The organism is Pseudomonas sichuanensis (assembly GCF_003231305.1).
GTDB lineage: Bacteria > Pseudomonadota > Gammaproteobacteria > Pseudomonadales > Pseudomonadaceae > Aquipseudomonas > Aquipseudomonas sichuanensis.
Map to the genome: position 1 here is coordinate 22285 of NZ_QKVM01000017.1, position 18017 is coordinate 40301.

The following is an 18017-nucleotide window of genomic DNA, read 5'->3' on the forward strand; positions in this document are numbered from 1 at the left end:
ATCAAGGCCAGGGAAAAGGGCCGTGGCGGCCCTTTTTCCGTTTCGAAGACAGAAGGAACTCGCCATGTCCCCAAGTACGCCCCCTGCGACCCATGCCGGCCTGCAACAGTTTCTCGACGAAGAAGTCACTGCCGCGGCCCTTGCGCACTTGCTAGAGAAGGCCCTGGCCGCTCGCAGCAACCGGCTGGTAGAGGCCTACAGCGGCAATGCCTATCAGGTTGCGTTCGAAGATGATGACGTGGTGATCGGCCACCACTATGTCAAAGACTGGCCTGCCGTGCGGGTGCCGCTGGGTACGTTCATCGAGGCACTGCGGGCATGGAAGGAGCAGCCCGGCGCCTGACTGGGCTACCCCCGTTCACACATCGCTGTCACTGACCACGCAGTGCGCGATCCCTTTGACACCACTGGCGTGGGCGCTCACATGGCGCACCTTGAACCCAGGGTTCTGCACCGTGGCCTTGGGCGTCCAGCCATCGCCGTTGTCGACCTGGTAGCTGATCGAACCATCGGCATGCCAGGCCAGGCGCAGGCCGTACTGGTCGTTGCGATTGGGTGCGTTGAGGAAGTGATCGCTGATGACGGCAGTGGCGTTGACGAAGGTGCGCAGGTGGAACGTGCGCTGATCGCTGCCGTTGCTCTGCGGTGAGCTGGACAGGAACAGGGTGTAGTCTTCGCGCTCGTCCTGGGCGGCGGCGAGGATCACCGAGGGTACCCATTTGTCGCCGGTGTGGTTTTGCTCGATGCTCACCTGGCAGGTCAGTTGACCGCGGTCGCCCACGTATTCACGCAGGAAGTTCTCGTAGTGACCGTATGGCACATCGAACGGCAAGCGTTGGCCCGGCGTGCAGCCAAGCAACAGCCCCAGGCCAGCCATACCCACTGTTCTTGCGAGATTCTTCACGTTGCGTTCCTTGCTGTGCGAGAGGCATTTGCCGGGAGCGCAAGGCTAGCGAGGCAGGCTGTTCGGCGCAACCGCGACAGACGCGAACCTGGTTGCCAAGGCTCAGCCGTGCACGGGCCGCAGGAAGCTGCGTTCGTAGCTCTGGATGAAACGCTGCTCGGTGGCCAGGGCGAAGGCGGCGATGCACTCGGGGTCGGTTTCCGACGCCGTGCGGTACTGCTCGTAGGCGGCCAGGCTGGGGAAGCTGAACAGGGCGTAGGCGACGTTGTTGGCGCCTTCGCTGGGCAGGAAGTAGCCGTGGTGAGTGCCGCCCATGCGATTGACCAGGCCGATCCACAGCTTGCCGTATGCCTCGAAGGCAGGGATCTGATACGGGTCGATGATGTACTTGAGGTGGCAGGTGATCATTGCACGCAATCCTTTGGGTGAGCCGGGGAGGCTCACCTTACAGGGGGCGGCGGCGGGCGTCGATGGGTGTTACGGCGTGTCCGCCTGGCGCCAGATCAGTTTCTCGGTGGGGTAGCCCTGCTCGCGCGCCCGTTGCAGCAACTGCTCGCGGGTCTGGCTGCTGACCGTCGGGCTGCGCGACAACAGCCACAGGTATTCGCGGTTGGGGTGGCCGACCAACGCCACGCGGTAGTCCGGGTCGTGGTACAGCACCCAGTACTCGCCCTTGGTCAGGTCGGGCGCCAGGCGGCTGAACCAGTTGTCGAAGCGCACCCACAGCTTGTCGGTGCGGCCGGGCACTTGCGCCTGGGCGGTACCGTGGGCGCTGTTCCACTGGCCGTCCCGTTCCTTGCAGCAGTTGTCGACGTCGATCCGGCCATCCGCGCGCAATCCATAGTGCGCTTCGGACTGCACGCAATTGCGCTGGAAGAACATCGGCAGCCGCGCCAGCTCGTACCAGGTGCCCTGGTAGCGTTGCAGGTCGACTTGCTGGGTGGTGGGGGGCGGCAGCTGCTGCGCCGAGCTGGAGCAACCGGCCACTGCGAGGGTCAGGCAGGACAGCAGCAAGGCCATACGCATCGTCATGGGTACCTCCTGGCAAGCTGAAGGGTCACCTGATGTTCGATGCGCAGGCCGGGCAAAAGGTTTTATCGGGTCAGCGCGAGGTCTCTATGCGCAGCACTTCGGTGTAGATGGCGTCCACCGTCTGGTCGACCTTGAGGTTCTTCATGCGTTTTTGCAGCTCGGGGTCTTCGACCTTGACCACCTGCAGCTTGCCTTCCGGCGGCAGCAGGCTGACTTCGTGGGTCTTGAGGTCGATCTTCTTGATCTGCGAAGTGACCTTCACCTGACGGAAGGCTTCGCCACCGGGGTTGGGGTTGTCCTTGGTGGCGCGGATGGTGCCAGCCTCTTCCGAGGCTTTCGGTGCGCCGCCGACGTTGGTGTTCAGCACGTAGGCCACCGCGCGGGTCACATAGATGTCGACCTTGTCGCCGACCTTGAGGTTGGGCAGGGCCTTGGCTTTTTCCGTGAGCTGGAAGGTCACGTCCTTGTCATGCGGGCCCTTGACGGTGACCTGGCGGTTGGCCTGGTCGATGGCGGTAACCTGCGTGCTGACATGGCTTTCCAGGGCTTCGCTGGCAATGGGCAGTTCGGCGGCGTGGGCGGTGAAGCTGGCGGCGGACACTAACGAGGCGAGCGCAATGGCGCGGGCGAGTGAGCGGGTTGGATTCATTGGCCTGTCTTCCTTGTGATCGATACCGGTGAGTGGCATGCGAGGTTCAAGCATAGTCACAGGTTGGCCAATTTGCGGGGCGACCTGCTGTCGCTGTGGCCTCAGGCCTGCGTGGGAGCAGTGGTTCGCCGCTGCGACTTGCCCTGCGATACCGTTGGGACCGGCACCGCATTCTTCGCCGCCAGCACCTCGGCCATCACGCTGACCGCGATTTCCGCCGGGGTCTTGCTGCCGATGTGGACGCCGATCGGCCCGTGCAGGCGCTCAAGCGATTGCTCGGTCTCGCCAAAATGCTCGATCAGCCGTTCGCGACGCAGCTGGCTGTTGCGCCGCGAGCCGATGGCGCCGACGTAGAACGCCGGGCTGTGCAGGGCTTCGAGCAGGGCCAGGTCGTCGAGCCTGGGGTCGTGGCTGACGGCGATGACGCAGCTGCGCAGGTCGGCCCGGAAGGCGCGCACCGCGTCGTCCGGCATGCCCGCGAGGTGTTCGACGCCGGCCACCGCCCAGCTGGCCAGGTATTCCGGGCGCGGGTCGCACACCGCCACGCGGAAGCCGTTGAACAGGGCCATGGTCGCCAGGTATTCGGCCAGCGCGCCGGCGCCGATCAGCAGCATGCGGTAGCCGGGGCCGAGGGTATTGCGCATGTGCTGGCCGTCGAAGCTGAACTGTGCCGGGGTGGCAGTGGCCTGGAGGGTAACGCTGCCGTCTTGCAGGGCAAGGTCGCGGCGTACCAGTTGGCCGCTGTCGAGCTGATCGAGCAAGCGCTGCAACAGCTGGGGCTCGGGGTTGAATTCGAGGATCAGTTCCAGCGTGCCGCCGCACGGCAGGCCGAAGCGGTGCGCCTCGTCGGCGCTGATGCCATAGCGAAGCACCTCGGGGGCGCCGATGGGCAGCCCGGGGCCACCATGGGCGCTGGTATAGCGCAGGATCAGGTCGTCTTCGATGCAGCCGCCAGAGACGCTGCCAACCACCCGGCCATCACCGCGCAAGGCCATCATCGAGCCCACCGGGCGCGGCGACGAGCCCCAGGTACGGGCGACAGTGGCGAGCAGTACGCGGTGACTGGCCTTGAGCCAGTCGTGGGCGGTGCGCAGGACCAGCAGGTCGATGCTTTCCATGGTGTACGTGGCCTCGGTAACTCATGACAGGCTTTGCTTTCTGTCCTTCGCGGGGCAAGTCGCAGCGGCGCGAGGGGGTATCAGCGCATATGCAAAATGATCGGGCTGCTGCTGGCCGGGTCGGTATGGCCACGCAACTTGCCGACCGCCTTGGCGTCCACGGCGCCGCCCTGGTTGCCCCAGGTCGCGCGGGCAAAACTCAACACCTCGGCAATCTCCCGGTCATTGAGCTGCTCACGAAACGCCGGCATGCGGTAGGCGTCCGGCACCCCGGCGGCGACGATGCGCTGCGAGCCGTTGAGGGTGATGTTGATCGCCGAGGCGTTTTCGCTGGCCAGCATCGAGGTGGCGCCCGCCAGCGGCGGCATCCACTCGGCCTGGCCCTGGCCATCCAGGCCATGGCAGCTGGCGCAGCGGGTCACGTAGGTATGGGCGCCGGGCGCCTCCAGGCGGCTGGCGGCGGACACGGCCTGGTACTGCCAGGGCGCGCCGTCGCGCTGCGAGTCGCCCGGCAACGATTTCAGGTAGCGGGCGATGGCGGCCAGGTCAGCGTCGGCCATGTACTGCGTGGAGTTGTTGAATGCCTCGGTCATCGAGCCGTACACCACGGCATGCTGGTTGCGCCCGGTCTTGAGGAACTGCACGATCTGCGCCTCGCTCCAGCGGCCCAGCCCGGTGTTGGGGTCCTGGCGCAGGCTGGGTGCGTACCAGCCGTCGAGCAGGGCGCCGGCGAGGAAGGGTGCACCGGCCTCATCCAGCGCCTTCTCGTTGAACGCCAGGCCCCGGGGGGTGTGACAACTGCCGCAGTGGCCGGGGCCCTGGACGATATAGGCGCCACGGTTCCACAGCGCATCCTGCCCAGGTTTCTGTGCATAGGGCGTGTTCGGCGCGAACAGGCCGTTCCATAGGGCGATCGGCCAACGCAGGTTCAGCGGCCAGGGGATGCTGCTGGCGATGTTGGCCTGGTTGGCCGGCTGCACGCCCTGCATGAAGAAGGCATACAGCGCGCGCACGTCGTCGTCACTGAGCTTGGCGTAGGACGGGTAGGGCATGGCCGGGTACAGCCGGCGCCCGCCGGGGGCGACGCCGTGGCGCACGGCGCGGTCGAAGTCGGCCAGGCTGTAGCCGCCGATGCCGTGCTCGCGATCGGGGGTGATGTTGGTGGCATGGATCGCCCCCAAGGGCGTTGCCATCTCCAGCCCACCGGCGAACGGCGCCTGGCCGGGCAGGCTGTGGCAGGCCACGCAATCGCTGAGCCGGGCGACGTACTCGCCTCGGCTGACCAGCGCCGCGTCCACGGGCGTGTCGGCGGTGAAGGGCGAGGCAGGCTCGCGGGTGACGTACCAGGCCAGCAGGCCTGCCGCGACCAGGCACGGCAGGGCCAGCCAGCCCGCAGTTGTTGCGAAGCGACGGTTGTTCATGGGGCGTTCCTGTCGGCTCAGCTGAAGCTGTAGCGGCTAAGGGGCAGGCTGCGGATGCGCTGGCCGGTCAAGCGCGCCACCGCGTTGGCCACCGCAGGCGCCACCGCTGGCAGCGGCGGTTCGCCTATGCCGCCCATCTTTGCGCCGCTCTCGACGATGCGCACATGCACCCGGGCCATGCGCGAAGGCGGCAGGATCGGGTACAGGTCGTAGTTGCGCGCCCTCGGCATGCCGTCGAGCCACACCGCTTCCTCCACCAGCGCCTGCGACAGCCCCAGGGCCACCGCGCCATTGACCTGGGCCTCGATGATCGCCGGGTTGACGATGCTGCCCGGGTCGATGGCCTGCCAGATGTCGTGCACCTTCACCTGGCCGCCTTCGATCGACACCTCGGCGATCACCGCCGCCTCCGAGCCGAACGGCGAAGCCATGGCCACGCCCCGGGCGCGCTTGCTGCCGTCTTCGGCGGTGAACGGCCCGCGCTTCCAGCCGCCGGACAGTTCGCCCACCGCCTGCAGCAGTTGGGTCAGGCGCGGGTTGTCGCGCAGCAGGTGCAGGCGCAGCTCGAACGGGTCGTGGCCGCCCTTGTCGGCCAGTTCGTCGAGGAAGGCCTCATAGAAGAAATCGTTCAACGAATTGCCCACCGAGCGCCAGTAACCGAGCATGGCCGGGCCTTTCACATACACCTGCGCAATGCGCTTGTTGGCGATGGCGTAGGCCTTGCCCGACAACCCTTCGAGGGCGGTGGGGTCGAGTTTTTCGCCCTGCTGGCCGGCCAGGGCTTCGGTAGGGCCTTCGGTGGCGCTGACGGCCTCGATGGCCACCGGGAAGCCTTCGGCGTCCAGCCCGGCGCGGAACTTGACCGCCGCCACCGGGCGCAGCACGTCGCGCAGGAATTCCTCCTCACGGGTCCAGATCAGCTTCACCGGGCGCCCGACCGCCTTGGCCAGGGCAATGGCCTGGGGGTAGGGGTTGGCCGAGTCGTAGAGGAAGTGCCGGCCGAAGAAACCGCCCAGCAACGGCGAATGCAGGGTGATCTGTGCAGCGTCGAGGCCGGTACGTTTGGCGATATCGTCGCGGAACATGTCCGGCGCCTGGTTGGGCAGCCACACCTCCAGGGTGCCGTCGGGGTTGAACCGCGCGGTGGCGGACGGTGGCTCGAGCTGGGCGTGGTTGAGGTACTGGTTGTGGTAACTGGCCTCGACCGTGCTCTTGGCGCTGGCCAGGGCGGCGGCCACATCGCCTTCGTGTTCGTCGTCGCGGGGCGTGCCGGGCTGGCTGGCCAGGTGTTCAAGCCAGGCGGCGCTGGAAAAGTCCGCTGGCATCGGCCGCACCTTGCTGTCGGCGCCAGGCGCCTTCCAGTCCACCTGCAAGGCTTCGACCGCCCGTTTGGCGTGCCACCAGCGTTCGGCGACCACTGCCACCGCACCGGGCAACTGATGCACCGAGTGCACGCCCTTCATGGCCTTGACCTGGTCTTCGTTGCGCAGGCTGCCCACCGTCATCCCCAGGCGCGGCGCATGTTGCACGGCGGCGTGGAGCATGCCGTCGAGCTTGACGTCGATGCTGTAGACGGCCTTGCCGGTGGACTTGTCGTAGGCATCCAGGCGCCGCACCGGCTTGCCGATCCAGCGGAACTGGCTGGGGTCGCGCAGGGTGATGCCGGCCGGGTCCGGCACCGGCAGGTCCATGGCGCGGCTGGCCAGTTCGCCGTAGCCCAGCGAGCGGCCAGACGCGGCATGCATCACTTTGCCCGGCTCGGTGCCGAGTTCGCTCACCGGCACGCCCCACTGCTCGGCGGCGGCTTGCAGCAGCATGGCCCGGGCCAGCGCACCGAGGCGGCGCATGGTCGGGTAGCTCATGCGCACCGACATGCTACCACCGGTAATGCGCATGCCGTTTTCCATCACCACGTAGGCTTCGCCGGGCGGGGCGCTGTCGACCACGAAGCTGGCGGGGTCGGCGTCCAGCTCTTCACCGACAATCTGTGCCATGGCCGTGAAGGTGCCCTGGCCGCCTTCCATGAACGGGCTGAGCAGGCGGACGGTGCCGTCCGGGCGAATTTCCAGGAACGCCGGCACCTGGGTGCCGCGCTCGGCAGTCGCTGCCGCAGCCTGCACCCGCGGCGCGCCCAGCGGCAGGCCGAAGCCGAGCACCAGGGCGCCCACGGCGGTGCCGGCGAGGAAGCGTCGGCGCGACAGGTTGACGGTTTCGCCCACGGGCAGCTTGAGCAAGTCCTCTGGGGTGTCGATGCGCGTGCTCATCAGGCGTTCTCCCCTTGGGCCAGCGCATGCACGGCAGCATGAATGGCGTTGTAGGTGCCGCAGCGGCACAGGTTGACCATCGCTGCGTCGATCTGCGCATCGCTGGGTTTGGCGGTGTGCTTGAGCAGCGCGGTGGCTGCCATCACCTGGCCGGACTGGCAATAGCCGCACTGCGCCACCTGATGCTCGACCCAGGCCGCGACCACCCGCTTGCCGATGGCGTCGGCCTCGATCGCCTCGATGGTGGTCACTTCGCGGCCCACCACCCCGGCCACCGGCGTCACGCAGGCGCGCACCACGTTGCCGTCCACCAGCACCGAACAGGCGCCGCACTGGGCCAGGCCACAGCCGTACTTGGTGCCGGTCAGGCCAAGATCGTCACGGATCACCCACAGCAAGGGGGTGTCGGCTTCGGCGTCAACCTGGTAGGTCTTCTGGTTGATTCGTAGTTCCATGATGGTGGGCTCCATGGCTCATCGTGCTGATCATCGGTTGATGTCGGATCGTTATGGGCAGGGTGGCGCAGCGAGGCGCCGCCTCTGTTGGCAACAGTTGTCGAACCTGAGCGAACTTTAGTCCTGGGGTGCCGGGTTTCCCATCCATGGGCCTGCAAGTTCAGAGGATCAGGCAAGCATTCCAGCGGATTGCGCTAGTGCGCCAGGGCAATGGCGCGTGGCGGGCCTCATCGCCGGCAAGCCGGCTCCCACAGAGACTGGCGTGAACCCTGTGGGAGCCGGCTTGCCGGCGATGAGGCCGGTGCAGGCAGCAGCCGTTCAGGACGGCTTGATCGCGGCCTCGAACGCACGCAACAACTGCTCGGCCGAATACGGCTTGTTCAACAGCTCCACGCCAGGCTGCGCATCGTCGGCCAGCACCTGGCTGTAGCCGCTGGTCAGCACCAGCGGGATGTCGGGCCAGCGGCGCTTGATGGTGCGGGCCAGTTCGATGCCGCTGACCCCGGGCATGACCACGTCCGACAGCACCAGGTCGATGCGCGGCTGGCCGGCTTCCAGCAGCGCCAGGGCGCTGACGCTATCGTTGGCCAGGCAGGTGGCATAACCCATGTCGGCCAGCAGGCTGGCGGTGAATTCACGTACCTGCAGGTTGTCCTCGACCACCAGGATGCGGCCCTTGGGCTTGGCCAAGGTGGCCTCGGGCGCCGCTGCCTGGCCGGGGGCGGGGGCGGCCACCGCCGGCAACGACACGGTGAAGGTCGTGCCCTGGCCGGGGCTGCTCTGCACGCTGATCGCACCACCGGATTGATGGACGAAACCGTACACCTGGGACAGCCCCAGTCCGGTGCCCTTGCCGACTTCCTTGGTGGTGTAGAACGGGTCGAAGATCCGCTCCAGGTCGGCGGCGGCGATGCCATGGCCGTCGTCGGTCACGGCGATGGTGACCTGGGCGTCGGTGGTTTCGATGGTGAGGGTGATGGTGCCTTGCCCCTGCATGGCATCGCGGGCATTGACCACCAGATTGACCAGGGCGGTTTCGAACTGGTTGAGGTCCGCCTCGATGTAGCAGGGCTGCGCGGGGCCCCGCACCAGCACCTGCATGTGCGCGCCGACGATGCTGCGCAGCATTTCGGCGATCTGTTCGACCTGATGCAGCACCGGGAACACTTCCGGGCGCAATGCCTGGCGACGGGCGAAGGCCAGCAGTTGGCTGGTGAGCTTGGCGGCGCGGTCGGTGGTGTCGAGGATGGCGTCCAGGTAACGCTGCTGCTGCTCCGTGGGCAGCGGCTTGCGGCGCATCAGCTCAGCGGCGTTGCGGATCACCGTCAGCAGGTTGTTGAAATCATGGGCCACTCCGCCGGTGAGCAGGCCGATGGCTTCGAGCTTCTGCATCTGGCGCATCTGCGCTTCGGCCGCCTGCAGGTCGCGAGAGCCGGTTTGCACCTGTACTTCCAGTGCTTCGTTGAAGGTGCGCAGTTGCTGCTCGGCGTCATGGCGGTCGTGCACGTCCACCGCAGCGCCATACCAGCGCAGCAGGGCGCCGCTCTCTGGGTCGCGGTAGGGTTGGGCGCGCACCATGAACCAGCGGTAGCTGCCATCGTGGTGGCGCAGGCGGTGTTCGCTCTCGAACACCTGGCCGCTGGCGCGGGCCTGGGCAAAACCCTGCTCGACGGTGGTGATGTCGTCGGGGTGCACGCAGGTTTCGGCATACCAGTGGAAGGCCTCTTGCTGGCCGGTTTCGCCGAAATAGTCGTGCCAGCGCTGGTTGAAGAATTCGAAGCGCCCGTTCTGGTCGGTCACCCAGACCAACTGCGGCACGGTGTCGGCGATGGTCTTGAACGCGGCCTCGCTCTCGCGCAGGCGGGCCATCATTTCGTGCTGCTGGGTCACGTCCACCGCAGCGCCGAACCATTCGCTGATCTCGCCGTGGTCGTCGAAGACCGGCACGGCCCGCGACAGGGTCCAGCCGAAGCGGCCGTCTGGCAACCATACGCGGTGTTCCAGTTCGAAGATGGCCCGCTCGGCTATCGCCTTGGCGATGGCCGCGAGCACTTTGGGCCGGTCTTGCGGGGGTATGTAGGTTTCGATCCACTGCGGGTCGGGTTGTGTGGCGTCTTGCAGAAACCCCTCGCCGCTGAGCTGATACATGGCTTGCCAGTCAGGGCTCATGCGATAGATCGCGGTGCTGCTCGCGGTCGCCAGCAAGCGCAAGCGCAGCTCGCTGTCCAGCAGCGCGCTGCCCAATGTGGGGACTGCCGGGGGTTCTGGTCGGCTGTTGGGCATCTGTAGTGGTCCTGAAGTCGAGTGCGTCTGGCGGGTTCCTCAGGTGCGCGCGCCCGGTGATCGAATGTTCAGATTAGCTGCTGCGCCCCGGCCTTGCCGCGATCAGCGCAACACCTACACCTGCAAAAAAGTGTCTGCGACATCCGATCCCCTGATGTGGCAAAAAATTCCCTGTGGGATCACGCGGGCCAGCGCCTGGGTGTTTAACCCAGCACGCGTGACATCAACCCGTGTTCCTCGCCCCAGGCCTCGAAGCGCTCCAGCAGGCGCCAACCGCGCCTCTGGTAATACGCCTGCTGATCGTGGGTATGCAGGTAAAGGGTCGAAATGCCGGTTTTGCGCGCCTGTTCGCAGATGCCGTCGATCAGCCGCTCGGCCAGGCCCTGGCCACGCGCCTGCGGGGTGACGAACACGCAGGCCAGCCAAGGGCCGAGTTCGGGGCGCTCGGGCAGGTCGTCTGTGGCCAGCGCGGCGCTGCCCAGCAACTGGTCGCCGTCGAGGGCGATCAGGCAGCGCCACTGGCCATTGTGCTGGCCTTCGGAGAATGCCTTTTGCCAGTCGGGCAGCGGCAGGTCGGGGAATTCGTAGTGGAACTGCTGGTGCAGCCATAGCGCCAGGGTGTCGCTGTGCTGCATGTGGTTTTCGAGCCAATCCAGGCGGAGCATGGGCATTCCTTTGAGGTGAGGCCACCGGGGCGGGTGCGCTCGCGTATGATGGCGCACTTTTTGGCCTGGGTGCCAATATCAGGCCTGTTACCCCACGTGAGTAAGGATACGTATATGCGCGAGCGCAAATCGGCACGGCTGCTGGTCATCAACCCGCAGCGACGGGTGTTGTTGTTCAGGTTCGTGCACACCCAGGGCGCCTTGGCCGGTGACGACTACTGGGCTACACCGGGCGGCGGGCTGGAGGCGGGCGAGAGCTTCGAGGCAGCGGCCATTCGCGAGTTGCGTGAAGAGACCGGCATCGTCATCGAGGCGGTGGCCGAGTCCATCGCCGAGCGTCGCTTCCCGCTGGTGCTGCCCAGCGGCGAAGAAGTGCTGTCGGTGGAGCGCTATTTCATCGTGCAGGTGGCGCCACGCGCGCTGTCCAACGCCGAGTGGACGGCAAACGAATGCGCGGTGATTGCTGACCATCGCTGGTGGTCGGCCGATGAGCTGCGGGCGACCACCGACACCGTATGGCCGCAATGGCTGGTTGGCAAACTGGAGGAAGAGGGCGTGTTTGCCCCGGCGCCGGGCCTTATGACAGCGCCGAAAACACCGACCCGGTAATCCGCTCGCTCAACAGCTCCAGTGCCCGCAGCCCCGCCAGCGAATTGCCCGCGGCATTGAGCGCCGGTGACCACACGCAGATGCTGTAGCGCCCCGGCACCACCGCGACGATGCCGCCGCCCACGCCGCTCTTGCCGGGCAAACCCACCCGGTAGGCAAAGTTGCCGGCCTCGTCATACAGCCCGCTGGTGGCCATGATCGCGTTCACCTGCTGCGCCTGGCGTGCGCTCAGCACCTGCTCGGCGCTGTTGGGGCAGTAGCCGTTGTTGGCCAGGAAGGCGAAACCACGCGCCACGTCGACGCAGCTCATCGACAGCGCGCAGTGGTGGAAGTAACTGCGCAGCACCGCGTCGACATCGTTGTGGAAGTTGCCGAAGGCCTGCATCAGGTAGGCCATGGCCGCGTTGCGCGCGCGGTGCTGGTATTCCGACTCGGCCACCACGCTGTCGCTGACGATCTTCGGGTTGGCGGCCAGGCGGCGGACGAAGTCGCGCATCGACAGGGTCGGGGTGGCGTAGCGTGACTGGTTGATGTCGCAGATCACCAGGGCGCCGGCGTTGATGAACGGGTTGCGCGGGCGGCCCTTTTCCACCTCCAGCTGCACCAGCGAGTTGAACGCCTGCCCCGACGGCTCGTAACCCAGCCGCGACCAGATGCCTTCGCCGCTGTGGTTGATCGCCTGGACCAGGCTGAACACCTTGGAGATGCTCTGGATCGAGAACGGCGTTTGTGCGTCGCCCGCGCAGTGCAACTGGCCGTCGAGGCCCTGCACGGCGATGCCCAGCTGGCGCGGTTCGACCTGGGCGAGGGCGGGGATGTATTGCGCAACCTGGCCTTGTTCGAGCAGGGGGCGGACGTGGTCGAGGATCTCTTGCAGAAGTGCTTGCATCGGGGGACCTGGGGCGAAAGGGCAGCGCTTGCGGGAAGTCCTGATAGACGCAGGCCAGAGGCGTCGGAGCACATCGATTGCATCAAGCGCTGCCAGCCGCTAGAGTCTCGCCCCAGGCGTTCGCTGCGCCCGCGGTCCGCGCGAAGGGGTTGCCCAGGCACTGCACGCTTTCTTTACATTCCAGCTCCCGGCTTGTCGGCGGACCGAGCCCCACAAGGAGTTGGCATGCCCGCCATTCATGCATCCCGCCATCACGGCCTGCTCGACCTGCCCGCCTTGCGCAAGCGCGCCAAGCGCCTGCTGAAAACCCTGGACGACGAAACCTGCGCCCAACTGCGCGCCCTTGGCTTGCCCGGGCCCGAGTACCGGCTGGCCGACACCCAGTGGCTGGTCGCCCGCGAAGCCGGTTTCTCCAGCTGGCCAAAGCTCAAGGCCCATGCCGATGCAGTCGATTTCGCCGCCCGCCACCCTGGTTTTGCCGCCGATGGCGAAGCGCAGGTGCAGCATTGGCGCTGCGGCAACGATATCGAGCACAGCCTGCGCATCGCCGGGTTTACCGGTGCCTTCCACATGTTCGACGACCCCATGGTCATGGGGCCGGTGCCGGCGTTGCCGGAGGCGGCGTACTGGCAGGTACGTACCGAGTATGTACTGCAGGCGTTCAAGCTCCCGGCGCAGGGCATCGAACAGCGCCAGGCCAGGCAGCGCGCAGCCTTGGCGCAGTTGAACAGCGACAGCGAAATGGTCCTCTGGTGCGAAGCGGACGCCTACGACCAGTTGTTCCTGATTCGCGTACTGGCCAGCCTGCCGTGCCTGCCGCGCCGCCTGGAACTGATCGAAACCCGCCAGGTTCCCGGCGTGCAGCGCTTTATCGGCATCGGCCAACTGGCCCCTGATGTACTGGCCTGGCTGTGGCCGCAACGCCGCGCCCTCGGCGAGCAAGCCTTGGCCCTGGCGCGGCAGGCCTGGGCTGCCTACACCGCAGCGGACCCACGCGCCTGGGCGCAGCTTGCCAGCCGCCCGCATGCGGCCCTGCCGCTGCTGCAGGGTGCGCTGGCGCGCCAGTTGCAGGAACTGCCCGGCGCCGAGGACGGCCTGAGCCTGACCGAGCGATTGACCCTGCGCATCCTCGCGCGGCTGGGCGAGCAGCCGGCGGCGCGGGTGTTCGCCGAACTGATGGCGAATGAGGAGCCACTGCCATACCTGGGCGACATGATGTTCGGCGTGCTGCTGCGCCCGTTGATCGATAGCCCACGGCCGTTGTTGCTCGAAGGCGAGGGCGACAGCTGGCAACAAAGGCCGTTACGTCTGACAGCCTTGGGTGAGCAAGTGCTGGGCCGGCAGGCCAACTGGCTCGACCAACAGCCGGCCGAGCGCTGGGTGGGCGGGGTGCGGATCGTTGCCGGCCAGGCGCCCTGGGTGGTGAGTGAGGCGGGGCAGGTGTGGCAGCGATGAACACCTGAGTTCGCAGCGCTGCGCGTCGTCGCTTTGCAAGCGTCGACGCCGCGGCAAAATGCGTCGCGGGCAGCAAACGTTTTCCCCTTGCATCGGTTGTGGTTACTGCGCCGCCACGCGACTCCTTGTATCCTTGCCCGTGGCCAGGAATGCGCCTTGTGCCGTTGCCTGCAGGTAATGGCAGCCAGCTTGAGAATCCGGAATCTCCATCAGGTACTGACGTGAAGCGTGACATCCACCTCGTTGTGCTCTTGCTACTGGTTATCGGTTGTTCGCTGGCATCGCTGACCCTTTGGAAAATCATGGCTTCCCGGGAGCGTGCGCTGGAGGAGGTGAACGTCCACGGGCTGAACCTGACCCAGGCCCTCTCGACCTATTCCGAAGGCATCGTGCGCCAGAGCTCGTTGCTGCTGCTTGGCCTGGTCGAGCGCCTGGAGACCGAAGGCAGCGGCCCGGCGCAGATCGAGCGGCTCAGAACCCTGGTGAGCCGTCAGCAGCCGCTGATGCCGCAGCTCAGCGGCGTCACCATCTACGACAACCAAGGCCGCTGGCTGATGTCGTCCAACCGGCCGATACCGTCGGGTGCCAACAGCAGTGACCGGGCCTATTTCATCCATCACCGCGACGATCCTTCGCGCGAGCCTTTCATCGGCCTGCCGATCCGCAGCCGCTCCAACCAGGAGTGGGTGATCACCATCAGCCGCCGTTTCAATGACGCCGATGGCGCGTTTGCCGGGGTGGTGGCCGTGACGCTGGGGGTGCAGAACTTCCTGAGCCTGTTCGGCCAGATCGATGTCGGGCAGGAAGGCGCGATCGGCCTGTCCTATACCGACGGCTCGATGCTGGTGCGCTATCCCTTCCGTGAGCAGGACATGGGGCGCAACTTCGCCAAGTCGCCGATCTATGCCAAGTACCTAGTGGAGCAATCCGTGGGGACTGCGTCGTTCACCTCAAGCCTCGATGGCGTCGAGCGGTTGTATGCCTTTCGCAAGAACGACCGGCTGGGGCTGGTGACCACGGTCGCGGTGGGCAAGCACGAAGTGCTGGCGGCATGGAAGCTCGAAGCGTTGGTGTCAATGCTGGTGGTGGCCGGCCTGCTGGGCCTGACGGGCGTCATCGGCTGGATGCTGATCCGCGATATCCGCCGCAGGACTGCCGTGGAGGGTGAGTTGCGGGTCACCCAGCAACAGTTGCTGGACTCCAACCAGCAGCTCGAACGCCTGGCGATGAACGATGCCCTGACGGGCCTGGCCAACCGCCGCTGTTTCGATGAAACCCTGGCGCTGGAAGTGCAGCGCGCCCAGCGCGAGGGCACCAGCCTTGCGTTGCTGATGATCGATATTGATTACTTCAAACTGTACAACGACACCTACGGGCATGTTGCCGGCGACGCCTGCCTGCGCGAAGTCAGTCACGTGCTGCAGGCCTGTGTCCGGCGCGCCGGTGACCTGGTGGCGCGCTATGGCGGTGAGGAAATCGGCGTCATCCTGCCCAACACCGAGCGCGATGGGGCAGAGGCGGTGGCACGGCATGTGCTCGAGCGGCTGAGCCAGCGAAACATCGAGCATCGCACCAGCCCCTTTGGGCAGGTTACCGTGAGCATCGGCATTGCCTCGGTGCCGGGGGCGCAACTGCACAGCGGCCAGGCCTTGCTCGATGCGGCCGACCAGGCGCTGTATGGCGCCAAGGGCACGGGCCGCAATCGTGCGGCCTGTGCCTGATTCGCCGACCTTGGCAGGCATCCCTCACTTGCCGCTGACCATCCGTGTCCACAGCCGTGTGCTCAAGCGCATGCCCGCCGGTGACAGGGTCTGGATCGGGAACAGCGTATCGAGCACCGCCTGCGGTGGGTACACCGCCGGGTTGTCGCGCAGCGCCGGGTCCACGTAGGGCAGCGAGGCCGCGTTGCCGTTGGGGTACTTCACCGCGTTGCTGATATGCGCCATCACCTGCGGGTCGAGCAGGTAGTTCAGGTAGGCGTATGCCGCATCCAGGTGCGGTGCCGCCTTGGGGATCACCACCATGTCGACGGCGACCGTCGAGCCTTCGCGCGGGATGCTGTAGCCCAGGTGCACGCCATTGTTGGCCTGCTGCGCGCTGCTCATGGCCTGCAGCACATCGCCGCTGAAACCGATGGCCACGCAGATATTGCCGTTGGCCAGGTCGCTGACGTACTTGGACTGGTGGAAATAGCTGATCGACGGGCGGATCGCCAGCAGCGCCGCCTCGGCCTTCTTGAAGTCTTCAGGGCTTTGGCTGTGCGGGTCCAGGCCCAGCACCTTGAGGGTGATCGGCAGGATCTGCGTGGGGTTGTCGAGGAAGGCCACGCCGCAGGCGCTGAGCTTCTTGATGTTGTCCGGGTTGAACAGCAGTTGCCAGGAGTCGGTGACGTCGGTGCTGCCGAAGATCGCCTTGATCTTGTCCACGTTGTAGCCGATGCCGGTGGTCACCCACATGTACGGGATCGCGTGACGATTGCCGGGGTCGCTGGCCTCGAGCAGCTTCATCAGCTTGGGGTCGAGGTTGTTCCAGTTGGGCAGCTTGCTGCGGTCCAGCTCCTGAATGGCGCCGGCCTTGATCAGCCGTGGCAGGAAATGGTTGGACGGGCTGACCAGGTCGTAGCCGCTGCCGCCGGTCATCAGCTTGGCTTCGGTGGTTTCGTTGCTGTCGATCAGGTCGTAGGTTGTCTGGATGCCGGTGCGCTGGGTGAACACCGCCAGGGTGTCGTCGGCGATGTAGCTGCTCCAGTTGGCGATATTGACCGACTCGGCTGCCTGGGCGGCGAGGCTCAGCAGCGCGGTGGAAGCGATGGCCATGCAGGTGGGTCTGATCATCTTGCCCTCTCTTGTTGTGATTGTGCGCAAGCGCTTGGGTCTATCAACGTTCCAGGCGAGCCCGACGCACTTCCCAGGCCATGCGCAGGGAAGCACCGATGTCGAACAGTGGCCGGGGTGGCAGGTAGCCGGGGCGGGCCTGGGCCAGTACATCGGTCAGCAGCGGCGAGGTTTCGCCCGTGGCCATCTCGACCAGCAGCCGGCCCCACAGGGTGCCGCGGGCGACCCCCGAGCCGTTGCAGCCGGCGACCGCGTACAGGCCTTCAGCGACCCTGGCGAAGCAGGGTTCGCCGGAGCGGGTGCCGCTCAGATGGCCGGTCCAGGTGTATTCGAGGTCTTCGGCGTGCAGCCCTGGGAAGCGCTTTTGCAGGCCGTTCAGGTGTTCGCGCCGGCGAGCCTGCAACTGTGCCGGGCCGAGGTCGCGGCAGCGGTATTCGACGGTGTTGCGGATCAGCAGGCGCCGGCCCGGCAGCAGACGCAGGGTGGCGCCGCCCGGCAGGCTCGACAGCACCCCCCAGGTACGTTCGCCGAACTGCTGTTGCCAGTGTTCCTCGGTCAGGGGCCGGGTGATGCTGGCGCTCAGTTCCAGGGGGAAGGTGCCGCTGTGGTGCACCCCCACGCGGGGCAGGAAGGCGCCGACACAAGCCAGTACGCGGGTGGCGCTGACCTGGCCGGCCTCGGTGCGGGCCTGCCAGCCGTGCTCGCCCCGGCGCAGGCTGAGCACCGCGCTGTTTTCGTACACCTGCACGGCCTCGGGCAACTGGTCTGCCAGCCCCCGCACATACTTGGCCGGTTGCAGCAGGGCGTTGCCGCCGGCGCAGTGGATGGCGCGGGTGTAGAAGCTGCTACCCAAGCGCTGGCACAGGGCGTCGCCTTCCACGTAGCGGGCGCTGGCACCGACCGCTTCGAGGGTCTTTAGCATGGCGTCGACCTGTTGCAGGTGCGCCGGTTGGCTTACCGCGAAGTGGTAGCCGGCGTCATCGTATTCGCAGGCAATGCCCAGTTCACTGATGCGCTGGCGCACCTCCTGGCCTGCCGCCACACCGATGCGCGAGGCGACGGCGAAATCGGCGAAGCCGGGCTTGCCCAGCAGCTCGCCGTACCCAGGCTTTTCATGGCTGACGGCGAACCCCGAGTTGCGCGCCGAAGCGCCTTGGGCAACCCGCTGTCGGTCGAGCAGCACGACGCGCTGCCCGGGGAATCGGGCGGCCAGGGTATGGGCTGCCGCAAGGCCGGTGATGCCGCCACCGATGATCAGCCAGTCGGCGGTGCGGTTGCCGTTCAGGCGTGGATGCGCGTCGGCTTCGCCGGCCAGCGCGATCCATCCACAGCGGTTGTCGATTGCCATCAGCTCCTCCACAATCAATGCGCACGGTTTATCGGTGTTATGCCTGGGTGCGCCTGTTGGGCCTAATCTACGAGGGCTGTGGGTATGTTTC

General features: G+C 66.5%; 17 protein-coding genes. 4 read left to right on the forward strand and 13 right to left on the reverse strand.

From position 1 onward, the window contains the following. The first annotated feature begins 64 nt into the window (after window positions 1-64). Complete coding sequence (locus DM373_RS11160) at window positions 65-343, forward strand: hypothetical protein (RefSeq protein WP_110993624.1); 279 nt, start codon at window positions 65-67, stop codon at window positions 341-343. 15 nt (window positions 344-358) lie between these two features. Here DM373_RS11160 and DM373_RS11165 read toward each other — a convergent pair whose 3' ends face one another. The 10 genes from DM373_RS11165 to DM373_RS11210 form a co-directional block, all read right to left on the reverse strand. Next, entirely contained in the window at window positions 359-904 is a 546-nt protein-coding gene (locus DM373_RS11165) for a hypothetical protein (protein WP_244215061.1), read from the reverse strand. A gap of 102 nt (window positions 905-1006) precedes the next feature. Next, the gene (locus tag DM373_RS11170; protein ID WP_110993625.1) at window positions 1007-1312 is read right to left on the reverse strand and encodes an NIPSNAP family protein; all 306 of its coding nucleotides are present in this window, start codon (window positions 1310-1312) and stop codon (window positions 1007-1009) included. Window positions 1313-1381: 69 nt separating this feature from the next. After that, window positions 1382-1936 (reverse strand): lipocalin family protein, encoded by a 555-nt coding sequence (locus DM373_RS11175; protein WP_110993626.1) that lies wholly within the window; start codon window positions 1934-1936, stop codon window positions 1382-1384. Between the two features lie 70 nt (window positions 1937-2006). Then, a complete protein-coding gene (locus tag DM373_RS11180; RefSeq protein ID WP_110993627.1) occupies window positions 2007-2585 on the reverse strand; it encodes a hypothetical protein in 579 nt (192 codons plus the stop codon). Window positions 2586-2686: 101 nt separating this feature from the next. Continuing rightward, window positions 2687-3703 (reverse strand): XdhC family protein, encoded by a 1017-nt coding sequence (locus DM373_RS11185; protein WP_110993628.1) that lies wholly within the window; start codon window positions 3701-3703, stop codon window positions 2687-2689. Between the two features lie 80 nt (window positions 3704-3783). Continuing rightward, window positions 3784-5124 carry a c-type cytochrome gene (locus DM373_RS11190; protein ID WP_110993629.1) on the reverse strand — a complete coding sequence of 447 codons (1341 nt, stop codon included), beginning with the start codon at window positions 5122-5124 and terminating at the stop codon, window positions 3784-3786. Window positions 5125-5141: 17 nt separating this feature from the next. Next, window positions 5142-7388 carry a xanthine dehydrogenase family protein molybdopterin-binding subunit gene (locus DM373_RS11195; protein ID WP_110993630.1) on the reverse strand — a complete coding sequence of 749 codons (2247 nt, stop codon included), beginning with the start codon at window positions 7386-7388 and terminating at the stop codon, window positions 5142-5144. Further along, window positions 7388-7843 (reverse strand): (2Fe-2S)-binding protein, encoded by a 456-nt coding sequence (locus DM373_RS11200; RefSeq protein WP_110993707.1) that lies wholly within the window; start codon window positions 7841-7843, stop codon window positions 7388-7390. The genes DM373_RS11195 and DM373_RS11200 overlap by 1 nt, the downstream gene beginning before the upstream one ends. Window positions 7844-8161: 318 nt before the next feature. After that, entirely contained in the window at window positions 8162-10126 is a 1965-nt protein-coding gene (locus DM373_RS11205; protein ID WP_110993631.1) for a hybrid sensor histidine kinase/response regulator, read from the reverse strand. Window positions 10127-10329: 203 nt separating this feature from the next. After that, the gene (locus DM373_RS11210) at window positions 10330-10791 is read right to left on the reverse strand and encodes a GNAT family N-acetyltransferase (RefSeq protein ID WP_110993632.1); all 462 of its coding nucleotides are present in this window, start codon (window positions 10789-10791) and stop codon (window positions 10330-10332) included. Between the two features lie 114 nt (window positions 10792-10905). Here DM373_RS11210 and DM373_RS11215 point away from each other — a divergent pair, with 114 nt between their 5' ends. Next, window positions 10906-11400, forward strand: coding sequence for an NUDIX hydrolase (locus DM373_RS11215; protein ID WP_110993633.1), 495 nt, complete (start codon window positions 10906-10908; stop codon window positions 11398-11400). Here DM373_RS11215 and glsB read toward each other — a convergent pair. Next, entirely contained in the window at window positions 11369-12289 is a 921-nt protein-coding gene (glsB, locus tag DM373_RS11220; RefSeq protein ID WP_110993634.1) for a glutaminase B, read from the reverse strand. The genes DM373_RS11215 and glsB overlap by 32 nt on opposite strands. A 225-nt stretch (window positions 12290-12514) precedes the next feature. Here glsB and DM373_RS11225 point away from each other — a divergent pair, with 225 nt between their 5' ends. Beyond that, on the forward strand, window positions 12515-13744 hold the full coding sequence (locus DM373_RS11225) for a DUF1835 domain-containing protein (RefSeq protein WP_110993635.1): 1230 nt from the start codon (window positions 12515-12517) through the stop codon (window positions 13742-13744). A gap of 221 nt (window positions 13745-13965) precedes the next feature. Beyond that, entirely contained in the window at window positions 13966-15465 is a 1500-nt protein-coding gene (locus DM373_RS11230; RefSeq protein WP_110993636.1) for a sensor domain-containing diguanylate cyclase, read from the forward strand. A gap of 24 nt (window positions 15466-15489) precedes the next feature. Here DM373_RS11230 and DM373_RS11235 read toward each other — a convergent pair whose 3' ends face one another. Both DM373_RS11235 and DM373_RS11240 read right to left on the reverse strand, forming a co-directional pair. Next, complete coding sequence (locus DM373_RS11235; protein ID WP_110993637.1) at window positions 15490-16578, reverse strand: polyamine ABC transporter substrate-binding protein; 1089 nt, start codon at window positions 16576-16578, stop codon at window positions 15490-15492. 43 nt (window positions 16579-16621) lie between these two features. Then, a complete protein-coding gene (locus DM373_RS11240; RefSeq protein ID WP_110993708.1) occupies window positions 16622-17920 on the reverse strand; it encodes an NAD(P)/FAD-dependent oxidoreductase in 1299 nt (432 codons plus the stop codon). Window positions 17921-18017 lie beyond the last annotated feature (97 nt).